Origin of the sequence: Calidithermus chliarophilus DSM 9957, assembly GCF_000430045.1 — a bacterium.
Lineage (GTDB): Bacteria > Deinococcota > Deinococci > Deinococcales > Thermaceae > Calidithermus > Calidithermus chliarophilus.
On the sequence record NZ_KE387023.1, the window covers coordinates 428,364 to 439,541 of the forward strand.

Here is an 11,178-nt window from a genome sequence, read left to right on the forward strand (position 1 = left end):
ATAGCCGATAGCTGATAGCCGAACGCCCTGTTGAAATCGATCATCCACTGGGGCCGCATCCCCGCCCCACAAGCCGACTACACGCCCCACGCCCCAGGGGACCACCCGCTCGACCTGTGACGCCCCGTCCCCGGCCGTGTTCTTGCGGCTCGACGGCGGGGAGGGGGTGGGCGGGGTGGCGCAGACGGACATGCCGCCGGGTCAAGGTGCGGCCCGCACCCCCGCGTACGCGGGCACTGAGGCCCGGCGGCATGTCCGCGAGGGGGTGGCCGTAGGCCATACCGGCTCTGCCGGTAACCTGGAGTCCCTCGGAGGGCGAGAGGGGGAGCAGGTTTCCGGCGTATGCCGGATCGCGTACCGCGATGCCCTCGCCATGTGGAATGGCCTCCCCCTACACCCTCCGACGGCGGAGCGGGGGTCACCAAATCACAGCACCGCATACCAACCCCTCCGGAGGCAAAAGCGCAAGGGCGAACCGTGGGCTCGCCCTCGTAAGAATTTCCGAGTCGGTCCGGCCGGGTCAAAGCTGCTCGAGCGGCCAGGAACGCACCTCGAGCGCCCGGTCCTGTCCGGGCTCGAGGAGCACCTCGAAGCGGATGGTGTACCAGTCGCCCTCGTCCATGCGCACCATGGCGGTGCCCGAGAACGCGTCCTGCCCGTGCCCCTCGAGGCGCGCCGGGGCAATCTGCACCGCCTCACTGCCCCACTCACGCGCGAGCTCGGCCTGCAGCGCCATCAGCGCCACCTGGGCCCGCTCGCCCTGGATGCTCCCCTCCATGAGCCCGGCCGGCCGGATGAAGGCCGGCGACTGGCGCGGGCTCCAAAAGCCGAAGGCGACAACCCCGCACGCCAGCATCAGGGCAAGGGTGAAAAGCCATTTGCGACCCGGCATACGCTCCCTCCGTTCCGGCATGAGGCTAAGACCCCAGCTTGAGCCCCCCCGGAGGACCGGCTGAGGGCCGCTTGAGGCGGCCGCCCCTCAGCCCCCATGCAGCCCGGACTCAGCCGCTGGCGGCAAGGTGAGGGGGATGGCACGAAAGGGCCTGAAGGGCAAGGTGGTGGTGGTCACGGGGGCCTCGAGCGGCAACGGCCGGGCCATCGCGCTCCACTGCGCCGACCGGGGCGCCAAGCTGGTGCTCGCCGCGCGCACCCTCGAGCCCTTGCTGCAGGTGCAGGAGGAGGTCGAGGCGCTGGGCGGCGAGGCCTTCTGCGCCCCCACCGACGTCACCGAGCGGGCCGAGGTGCAGGAGCTGGTGATGGCGGCGGTGCAGCGCTACGGCCGCATCGACGCCTGGGTCAACAACGCGGGCGGGGCCTTCTTCGGCTCGCTCGAGGCCAGCACCCCCGCGCTCATGGACTGGTTGCTGCGGCTCAACGTCTACAGCGTGATCCACGGCACCCAGAGCGTGCTGCCGCAGTTCCGCCTGCAGGGGCACGGCCACCTGGTCAACATCGGCTCGGTGGCCGGGCGGGTGGCCTTCCCCTACATGGGCTTCTACAGCGCCACCAAGGCCTTCGTGGGGGCCTACACCCAGGCCCTGCGCGAGGAAATGCTGGCCGAGGGCCTGGACGTGAAGGTGAGCCTGGTAATGCCCACCGCCGTGCGCACCCCCTTCTTCGACAAGGCCCCCAACCTCAGCGAGAAGCGCCTGGGGGCTTACCTGGCGGGGCCGGTGCTCGAGGCCACCCAGGTCGGGCGCGCGGTGGCCGACTGCCTCGAGCGCTACCGCCCGGTGGTGCTGCCCTACTGCCCCGCCAAGGGCCTGCTGGTGCTGCAGAGCCTCTTCCCCGCCCTGATGGACCGCCTGATGCCCGAGTTCCGCTCCGACCGGCCCGAGGGGATGGGCACCCGCAAGGCCCCCGGCAGCGACGCCGACGAACGCCCCATCCCCCCCTTCGTGGTCCGGGGCCGCCTCACCGACCGGGCCCCCCGCCGCCCCTGGCTGGCCCGGCGCCGGCAGTAGCGCCCACCCGCAGCGGCTCGATGCCCTCCAGCGGCGCGTCGAAGAGGCCGGGCTGCTCCTCGAGGCGGAACAGGCGCTCGAAGTCCTCGTCGCGGAAGGCCTTGCGCAGGCGCTCGGCGTAGGACTCGCGCAGCAGGCGCACGTAGTGGCCCACGTCGTAGTCGCGGGGGGCGGCCTCGGGGTTCTCGGGCAGCAGCCGCCAGACCCCGCCCCCCGCGCGGTAGATGCGCACGCGCTCCCCCACCGCCCACCGCAACCGGCCCGAGGCCAGCAGTGCCTCGTACACCGCCTCGCTGCGCCCGGCCTGGGCGTACTGCTCGGGGGTCTTGCTCAGCTTGGCCCGCGTGGCGACCTCCTCCAGGCCGTACTCGCGCCGCTGCAGGCGCCGGACGGTCTCTAAGAAGCCCTCGCGCAGGCCCGCCACGTCGCCCTCGAGCAGCGAGCGCAGCGCCCGCCGCAGCCACTCCTCGGCGAAGGGCTCGGAGCGGCTGGAGCGCAGCGCCCCCCCGCGCACCGTGAGGCGGCCGTCGTAGCCCAGCAGGGCGTAGTTCTTGACCTCGTGGCTGAACATGGCCCGGTAACGCCCGTCGAGCTCCAGCCGCAGGCCCGCGGGCAGCGTGGCGGCCACCTCGGCCACCAGGGCCCGCTCCCGGGCCTCGTCCCAGCCCTCGGGCACGCTGAAGTACACCCCGTCGGTGTCGGCCTCGATCAGGGTGGCGCCCCGCGCGCGCAGCTCCTCGCACACCTGCCGCAGCACCTCGCGGCCCCGGCGGGTGATGGCGTCGGCGGCGGCGCGGTCGGCGAACCAGGCCAGCCGCCCGGCGCCCAGGTAGCCGTAAGCCGAGTTGATCAGGAGCTTCATGGCCGCCTGCATGGCCTCGTGCTCGCCCTGCTCGAGCGAGCCCTTGGGCAGGAGCTGGGCCTGCCGCTTGTGCTCCAGGCGCAGCCCGGTGAGCCGGTCCACGAGGTGCACGAAAGCCCCCAGGTAGTCGCAGGCCGGGCCGATGCCGTAGGTGCGGATGAGCGAGGGGTAGAGGCTGGCGACGTCGGCCTTGACCACCCGCTCGGCCACGCCGGTGGCGAAGAGGGCCAGCCCGCCGCCCGCGTGGGGCTCGCTCGAGGCCCCCTCCCGCGAGCAGGGCAGCGCGGCCTCGGCCTGGAGGTAGGCCCGCACCAGCATCGGCTCGAGGATGCCGGTGGCGGTGCCCGCGCAGGCCACCCGCTCGTAGCGGCGCGGGGCCATGCGGGCGAGCGCGAAGGCCGAGGCGTGCAGCCGCTGGGCGATGGCGTCCACTTCGCGCACGTCCTGCAGGGCGTAGCGCCGCACCTGCTCGGGGTCGGCGCGGTAGGTCGCGTAGACGGCGTGGCCCTCGAGGTAGACCCGCCCCTCCTCGGCCACCCCGAAGAAGCGGGCCACGTCCTTGAGCCCGTGGCTGGGCAGGGCCCGCACCACGAAGTCCACGCGCCAGGTGGCGTCGAGGGTGTCGAGCATCTCGCGGCCCGCCACGCTGTAGCGCGCGTTGCGCCCCTCCCCCAGCCGCACCAGCTCGGCTGGGCCCGGCGCGCGGCCGAGCTCGAGCCGGACCCCCAGCGCCCGGGCGCGGCCCTCCAGAAAGGGCAGGTCGAAGCCCATGAGGTTGTGGTTCTCGATCACGTCGGGGTCGCGCTGCCGGACGAGGGCGCACAGCGCCTCGACCAGGCGGGGCTCGTCCTCGGGGCGGGGGGCCTCGAGGACCTGCTCGAGGCCCTGCGAGTCGCGCACCGCGGCCATGAAGATGCGGCCCTGGCGGGGGTCGAGGGCGGTGGTCTCGAGGTCAAACTGCAACCGGTGCAGCCGGGCGAAGGGCAGGTCGCGGAAGTAGGTGCGGCCGGTCTGCATGAGGTACTGCTCGACCGGGCCCACCTGGTAGTAGTCGTCGAGGGCCTCGAGGTCGCTCACCTCCCGGCCCAGGCGGCGGCTGGCTCCCTCCAGCAGGGCCCGCTCGAGCGCCCGCCCGTCGCGCGCGCTCACCAAATAGCGCAGCGACCCCTCGGGGCCCTCCAGTTCGCGGTAGCTGAAGGGGGCCTCGGGGTCGCCCGGGCGCAGCCTGCGGCCTAAGTGCGCGAGGTCGTCGAGGTGGGCCGCGTAGAGCCAGGGGCGGAAGCGGGCCCGCTCGCAGACCACGCCCTCCCCGGCGCGGCGCCAGACCAGCGCCCGCCCCTCGCGGTCGGCCCAGACGCTGACGATGGCGGGCGTGGGGTCCCAGCCGAAGAGCCAGGGGTCGGCGCCGGTGTCCACGTAAAACAGGCTATCACTTCCGCTGTGGCCGAAAGCTGAGCGGGGGAGGGCAGCCTCCCCCGCTCGAGCCCGCAGCCCGCCCCACTCAAGGGCTGCTGAGGCTGACGCTGTAGCTTCCGGTCGCAGCGTCGGTGCCGTCCACCTCGATGAGGTAGGTGCCGTCGCCGCCCGCGGGGATGGTAAAGCTGTGGCTGCCGAAGGGCTTGGGCGGGTCGAAGGGCGGGATGCCGGCGCCCGAGGTGTAGTCGCCGTTGGGGGGCAGCTTGTAGACCCGAACCGTGCCGCCGAAGCCGCCGCTGACGCTCACGGTGAAGTTCTGGCCCGCGCTGGCGGTGAAGCGGTAGTAGTCGCGCTCGCCGGCGGCGTCGATGCTGCCGCCCAACGCGGGGTCGCCGGCGGCGACGTCGGTGGGGGGCTCGAGCGTGACCAGGTGGGTGGTGAAGCTCACGGGGCTCGTGCTGTTGGTGTTGAGCACGGTGAGGGTGTTGGCCCCGGCCCGCAGCAGGCCCTTGACCTCCTGGCTGGTGTAGTAGTAGCTCGCGGTGAACTCACCCGTGTAGTTGCTGTAGGGCGCGCTCGGGCCCCATGCCGTGGCGTACCAGCAACAGGTGGCGGGGCCGGTCGCCCGCAGCAGGTAGCGCCCCTCGGCGGGCACGGTGAAACGGTAGGCCGCCATCTGCCCGAAGCTCAGGTTGCCGGTGAGCGCGGTGTCGAAGGCGGCGGCCTGGGGCGTGGGCTTGACCACGCCCACCGTCAGCGTCCCGCCCAGGCGCTCGAGGTAGCGCTCGGTGGAGTAGAGCTCGAGGGTGTACGCCCCGGCGGTGCGCACGTAGATGCCGTTGCTCACCTCAGCCTGGGCCCCGCCGCCCGAGTCGATCTCGACGAAGGCGTTGTAGACCCCGTTGCTGGGCCCGCTCACCAGGGCGGTGGCGTAGGAGGTCTGGCTGGTGGCGAGCTCGAGGGCGAATACCTCGGCCTGGAGCAGGTTGGGGCTGAGGCTATAGCGCTTGCGCTCGCCCAGGGCCAGCGGGGTGCTCACCTCGGTCAGCGGGTCTTGCAGGGTCAGCGGCGTGGGCGGCTTGGCGAGGTTGAGGCGCAGGGTGTAGCTCCCGGAACCGGAGAGGCTGCTGCTCACCACCACCCCGTAGGTCCCGCTCTTGGGCAGGGCCACGATGCCCGACTGGGCGCTGCTGACCGCGGCGCCGTTGGGGCCGACGAGCCTGAAGCCCGGGAAGAAGCTGGCGGCGCTCTGCGAGTAGGCGATGCCCAGGCTCACCTCCTGCCCCTCGTTGCCCTCGAAGGCGTAGACGTCAAGCTTGCCGGCCTGTAGGGTGGCGTTGACGTCGGTGTCGAAGGCGATGGGGGCGGGGTTGGCGGTGGCGAGGGTGAACTGCGAGGTGCCCGAGCCGTTGTTGCGGAAGACCTCGAGCACCATCCGGGCCGAGGGCGGGGTTTTCTGCACGAAGGCCTCGGTGGAGGGCTGCGAGCAGGAGGAGCAACTGGCGTAGATGAAGGCCCCCGAAGGGTAGGCCGCCACCCCGTGCTGGCCGTTCTGGGCGGTGAGGGCGAGGCTCACCGGGCTTTCCGGAGGGGCGTCGAGCAGGTAGCGCTTGGGGCTCCCGGTGGTCAGGCCGCTCAGGGTGCGGAGGTCGGGCAGGCCGATCACCTCGGGGGTGCTCTTGCCGGCGGTGAGCCGGAAGGTGCCGCTGGAGGCGTTGGCGATGACCACCTCGAGCCGGTGCTCCCCGCCCTGGGCCGCGCCGAAGATCAGCAGTCCGGCGCCGAAGCCCTGGCCGAAGGCGTCCTCGAAGATCTTCTGCCCGTCGGGGGCGAAGACCCGGAACAGGCCCTGCACCGCGCCGGGGGTGAAGCTGGGCAGCTTGGCCTCAAGCGCCTCGCCCTCGCCGAGCGCCACCTTGAAGCACTGCACGGTGGAAGAGGCGCTGTAGTTGTAGGTCTGGTCGTGGGGCAGGGTGAGGGTGGTGGGGTTGGCGCAGGTGGTGCCGCCGAGGGGGCGCAGCTCGAGGCGATAGCCGCCAGGCGCGTTGGCCCCGGCCTTGACCTCGATGCGGTGCTGGCCCGCCGTAGCGTTGGAGATCACCACCGAGCCCACCTGGGCCCCGAAGTCGGCCTGATCCGAGCCGCCGCCCGGCTTGACGACCTTCACCGTCCCGCTCAGCGTGGAGCCGGTGCCGCGGCTGACCCGCACCTCGAAGCTGTCGCCCGGCGCGGCGCCGAGGGTGAAGCACTGGGTCTGTCCCACCCGGGCGAAGCTGTAGACCTTGTCGTGGGGCACGCCGAGCGCGGGCGGGGCGTCGCAGGAGCCCCCGTTGCCCACCGGGTAGAGCACGACGGTGACCTCTTCCTCCTTGCCTGCCGGGCCGCGCAGCACGGTCAGGCCGGCCAGGGTGCCGTTCTTGGCGTAGGAGCGGAGGGCGATGTCCATGTCCGCCGGGATCGGCAGCACCTTGCCCCCCGTCACCGGGGTGGTGTCCTCGGCGGCATAGGCGGGGACGCGCTGAGCGTTCTGCCTGCCCACGCGCGGCTTAGGGGGCTGGTCGGGGCCGGTGCCGTAGTGCCAGCAGAAGCCGGTGTCGGTGAGGTCTTCGAGCTTCCCGTCGTGGTCGGTGTCCACCAGGCAGCGGGGCTTGGGCTTATACGGCAGGCCGTCGAAGACGTCGTGGTTCCACCAGGAGAAGTGGGTCACCTCGCCGCGCAGGGCCAGCCCGCTGGGCGAGGCGCCGCTGGCGACCACCGTGCCCTCCCCTTCCTGCACCCACAGCCCGCTCTGCTCGTCGAGCGACCACAGCGGGTACTTGTCGCCCACCTTGACCGCCGAGCCGTCCTTGTTGAGCGCGGTGTAGACCGGGATCTCGATGGTGGCTTTCTGGCCGGGGGCCAGGTTGACCTCCTGGCCGCCCTTGGAGAGGGCGAACTCCACCGTGCCGTAGCTGAGGATGATCCCCTCCTCGGCGCCGGGGCCCAGCCCCTCGAAGCGACCAGGGAAGGCTTCCACCCGGCTGCCCACGTCCACCGGGCTCAGCGCCACCTGCACCGGCCCGCTCACCGGCTGGCCGCCCGCGTCCACCAGGGCGCCGGGCGGCAGGGTGATCTTCGAACCGCCCGCCCCGCCCAGGCTGCCGCCCTTGGCCGCGTCGGGGAGGGTCTGGGCAGGCTCGCGGGGCATCAGGGTGGCCTCGAGGTAGCCCGCCTCGGCGCTGGGGGGCAGCTCGAGGCGCTTGAACTGCTGGGCGTAGCCCTCCTTGGCGAAGCGGAGCACCACCGGCGCCCCCGCCCCCGTGCTCAGGCTGGCCTTGCCGTCGCTGCCGGTGGTCGCGCCGGCGCCGCCCCCCACTACCTGCACCGTCACCCCGGCCAGCAGGTTGCCCCCGGTGTCGCTCACGCGCACCAGGGTGGTCACCTCCTTGCTGGGGGCGGGGCCGGGGCTCACGGCGACGGTCTTCTCGGCGCTGGCCTTGCCGCCCTTGCCGTCGGCCACGGTGAGCCGGACGGTGTAGCTGCCGGCTCTGGCGAAGCGGTGGGCGAGCCGGGCGGTCCCGCCGCGCCCCCCGTCGCCGAAGTCCCAGCTATACACCAGCGCGTCGCCGTCGGGGTCGGCGGAGGCCGAAGCGTCGAAGCTCAGCGCCTTGCCCGCCTCCACCCCGGCGGCCGAGACCTCGAAGGCGGCGGTGGGGGGCTTGTTGGGGGCCTTCCCGCCGCCCCCGCAGCCCAGCAGGCCCCACAGCAGCACCGGCAACCCTGCCCAGTACGCGTAACGCTTCATGCATGCCTCCGTGTCAACGCAGCTTGCCCCTGGGCTCGAGGTGCCCCACCTGCGCGAGGTGCCGGGCGAGCTCGAGGGGGGAGTCGAACTCCAAGCGCCCCGAACCCTCGCGGTCCTCGAGCGTGGCGTGCCAGGGCTGCTCGGCCGTCTCGGGCCGGATGCGCAGCCGCAAACAGACTTCCTGAGGAACAGGCTCCTTCATCGCTCATCTCCCTGGGCTCGCCCCGCCGTCGTTCAGGGCACGAAGCCGATCTGGATCTGCACCTTGTCGCTCCCGCTGAGCCCCTCGGGGTCGGTCACCGTGAGGGTGAGGTCGGTGATCTTGACGCCGTTGTTGTTGAAACCGTAGTCGCTGGGTTTGAAGCAGGGGTAGGACAGGTTGGTGACGGTGCAGGTCTTGGGGGTGATGGTCTGCTCGTTGTTGAGGTACTTGATCTTCCAGACCGCGGTGTACTGGCTGCCGGGCCCGCCGCCGGGGTCGGCGACCACGCGATAAAGCAGCGCGATGTTTGCGTTGGCATCGAACTGCTCGTCTTCGTCGGGCTCGGTAATCTCCACCACCGGGGGGCCGCTGGGGGGCAGGGGCTGCACGTTGAGCGCGACGGTGGCGCTGCCCTTGGCCCCGTAGGCATCGGTGGCGGTGAGGGTGATGGTGCGGGAGCCGGTGGTGGTGAAGGTGGCGGTGAACTGGCAGCCGGTGCCCAGGGTGTCGCCCGCGTTGCTGCTTTTCCAGGAGAGGCTGGTGCAGGGCAATTCCACCGGGAAGGCCCCGTCGCCGTCCAGTCCCTTACCCTTGAAGGTGATGCCGGAACCCACGTAGACCGAACCGGCGGGGGGCTCGAGGATCTGCGCGGTGGGGGCCTGGTTGACCCCGGTTACCTTGATCGAGGCCGAGGCGGTGAAGCCCTGCGCGTCGCGCGCGGTGGCGGTGACGGTGCGGGGGCCGGGGGAGCTGAAGTGGACGGTGAGGCTGGCCCCGCTGCCCAGCTCGCCGTCGGCGCTGGAGGTCCAGGTGACCACCGGGGTCTCCCCGTCGGGGTCGGAGGCGGCGGCGGTGTAGGTCACGCTCTGCGCGTAGGGGAAGCTGGCCCCGTCGGCGGGCGCGGTGATCTGGACGGTGGGCGGCTTGTTGGTGAAGACGGGCGCGGGGTCGGTGAGGGAGAAGACCGTGATGTTCTTGAAGTAGCCTTCGGCCCAGTCGACCGGGATGTACACCAGCCCGCCGTCGCCGTAGCACTGCCCCCAGGAGTTCTTGAGGATGAAGTAGCCCCCGCCTCCCCCCATGGGCGCGCCCGGCAGCTTGGCCTGGATCTTGCTGTTGGAGAGGTAGCCCACCAGGTGGATGGCGTGCCCGCCCAGCACCTCGTCGTCGTAGTCCACCAGGAAGCCGTTGGCGTCGAGCCGGTTGCCCCGCATCCCGCGCGTGACCTCCAGGGCCACCACCATCGGGCGCCCGTTGGCCAGCATGGTGCGGATGGTGTTGAGCGGCAGGTCGTCGCCGTTCTCCCACAGCACGTAGGAGCTGCTGATCTTGTAGCCCTCGCCGTTGCCGGGGGGCTTGCTGCCGCAGTAGACGGCCCCCTCGACCTGGGTGCACAGGAACTGGCCCTGGTGGGTGGTGTTGGAGCAGCGCTCGTCGTAGCCGGTGCACGAGCCCGCGAAGTCCTCCTCCTCGTCGGCGCTGCTGCCCACGGCGCGGCCGGGGGAGGGGTTGTAGTTCCACAGGTCCTCGAAGGGCAGGCGGTAGCCGCTGGTGCTGAACTCCTCGGCCACGTCGGCGGTGGGGGCGCCCTCGTCGTAGTCGTCGGCGTCCCAGACGGTCTTGATCTTGTGGTAGAGGAACTGCTCGGAGAGGTTGACCCACCTGCCCTCGCGCACGGCCACGCGGGTCTCGGCGGCCGAGGCCAGCGCGAAGCTGGTGCACGAGCCGCGCCGGCCCTGGCTCTTGGTGCTGGTGATGAAGTACTTCAAGGGCCAGTGCAGGTTGTTGTACAGGCCGCCGGCGGTGTAGTCGCAGGCGTTGCCGGTGCGGTCTCCCCCCTCCCCGGCGCGCTCCTCGGCGCCGGGGCTGGCGGGGAAGCCGGGGGGCTGGTAGGGGTCGGCGGCCGCCCGGCCCGGGCCCTGCCGCAGGACGAACCCCGGCACGGCCTGCCGCTCGAGCGCCTCCACCTCTCCCTCGAGCTTCTGCTCCAGCGCCGCCAGCGCCGCCCGGACCTCGGCGAAGCCCTTGCCCTGCAGCGACTGCGGGGTGGGCAGCCCGGCCTTGAGGTCGTCGGGGAGGGCGGCGTAGGCCTCGGCGTACACGCCCAACTGGTTGTCCACCCGCATGAAGCGCTCGTGCGCGGCGAGCAGCTCGCGCAACTGGGCGTGCTGCCCCATGGTGATCACGCTCAGCGCCTGCCCGGAGCGGTCGGTGAAGGTGACGAGGTAGTTGTCGCCGGGCAGCTTCTTGACGCTGGGGTCGCTGAGGTCGGGCTCCTGCAGGAAGCGGGCCAGGCTAGGCCGCTGCTGCACCAGGCTCTGGATGCTGACTTGGTCGGCCCCAAACTGGTCTTCGGCCTGCTTCTTGCGGGCCTGGCGTGCAGACTGCGACTCCCAGCGGAAGTCGGGGTCCTGGGTGAGCCGCCGGAACTCCTCCGCACCCACGAGCTGCGCGGTAGGCGGCGGAGGGCCGCCGAAGGCGTTGTCTGGGGTAAAGACCTTGTCGCCCCCTCCGCCGGAACACGCCGCCAGAATACCGATCAACCCGACCAGAAATACCTTGAGCACCATTCGGGTCATGAATATCCCCTCCTTGCCCGGTGAGCCGGATTTCACCGTGGCCCCAGGGTAGAAGGCGAGGCGTTGCAGCAGCGTTGCAGCAGTGCCAGGGTGCCAGCAGCCCGGGTCCGGGTATGCCCTGGGGCCTCGAGCCCCCTGGCCGGACTGCCTAACCGGCAGATTAAGGAAAATTCCTGGACTGAGTTTGTAGAATCGGCCTGTCATGCCAATTTACGAGGACTCTTCCAAGGACCGGCAACCGCTGGCCCGATCGCGTCCGAAGAGGGCCGAGGAGTGGGTGTCCGTGGAGGAGTCGCATCCCCCAATCCTTTCCCGCCCCGCCCCCGCCGAGGCCCCCGGGCCCCGGGCGGCGTGGTCCCCCGGGGGCGGGC

At 71.8% G+C, this 11,178-nt stretch carries 6 protein-coding genes; 1 reads left to right on the top strand and 5 read right to left on the bottom strand.

Translation table 11 applies throughout. The features are described from left to right. Positions 1–520: 520 nt before the first annotated feature. On the bottom strand, positions 521–892 hold the full coding sequence (locus MEICH_RS0102170) for a hypothetical protein (RefSeq protein ID WP_027891262.1): 372 nt from the start codon (positions 890–892) through the stop codon (positions 521–523). A gap of 136 nt (positions 893–1,028) precedes the next feature. Between MEICH_RS0102170 and MEICH_RS23135 the strand changes: the two genes are divergently transcribed. Next, positions 1,029–1,964: an SDR family NAD(P)-dependent oxidoreductase gene (locus tag MEICH_RS23135; RefSeq protein WP_051303837.1), complete on the top strand. Its 936-nt coding sequence runs from the start codon at positions 1,029–1,031 to the stop codon at positions 1,962–1,964. On the opposite strand, the gene MEICH_RS23140 is transcribed toward MEICH_RS23135, so the two are convergent. The 4 genes from MEICH_RS23140 to MEICH_RS0102195 form a co-directional block, all read right to left on the bottom strand. Then, positions 1,915–4,242: a DNA polymerase domain-containing protein gene (locus MEICH_RS23140; RefSeq protein ID WP_051303838.1), complete on the bottom strand. Its 2,328-nt coding sequence runs from the start codon at positions 4,240–4,242 to the stop codon at positions 1,915–1,917. The genes MEICH_RS23135 and MEICH_RS23140 overlap by 50 nt on opposite strands. A gap of 85 nt (positions 4,243–4,327) precedes the next feature. Then, the gene (locus tag MEICH_RS0102185) at positions 4,328–8,026 is read right to left on the bottom strand and encodes a PKD domain-containing protein (protein ID WP_027891263.1); all 3,699 of its coding nucleotides are present in this window, start codon (positions 8,024–8,026) and stop codon (positions 4,328–4,330) included. 13 nt (positions 8,027–8,039) lie between these two features. After that, complete coding sequence (locus tag MEICH_RS28340; protein ID WP_157202569.1) at positions 8,040–8,228, bottom strand: hypothetical protein; 189 nt, start codon at positions 8,226–8,228, stop codon at positions 8,040–8,042. Positions 8,229–8,260: 32 nt separating this feature from the next. Beyond that, positions 8,261–10,807: a C1 family peptidase gene (locus tag MEICH_RS0102195; protein WP_157202570.1), complete on the bottom strand. Its 2,547-nt coding sequence runs from the start codon at positions 10,805–10,807 to the stop codon at positions 8,261–8,263. Positions 10,808–11,178 lie beyond the last annotated feature (371 nt).

Excerpts from the sequence above, each read along its gene's own strand:
- MEICH_RS0102170 (WP_027891262.1), bottom strand. The coding sequence starts at position 892 with ATGCCGGGTCGCAAATGGCTTTTCACCCTTGCCCTGATGCTGGCGTGC.
- MEICH_RS23135 (WP_051303837.1), top strand. The coding sequence starts at position 1,029 with ATGGCACGAAAGGGCCTGAAGGGCAAGGTGGTGGTGGTCACGGGGGCC.
- MEICH_RS0102185 (WP_027891263.1), bottom strand. The coding sequence starts at position 8,026 with ATGAAGCGTTACGCGTACTGGGCAGGGTTGCCGGTGCTGCTGTGGGGC.
- MEICH_RS28340 (WP_157202569.1), bottom strand. The coding sequence starts at position 8,228 with ATGAAGGAGCCTGTTCCTCAGGAAGTCTGTTTGCGGCTGCGCATCCGG.
- MEICH_RS0102195 (WP_157202570.1), bottom strand. The coding sequence starts at position 10,807 with ATGACCCGAATGGTGCTCAAGGTATTTCTGGTCGGGTTGATCGGTATT.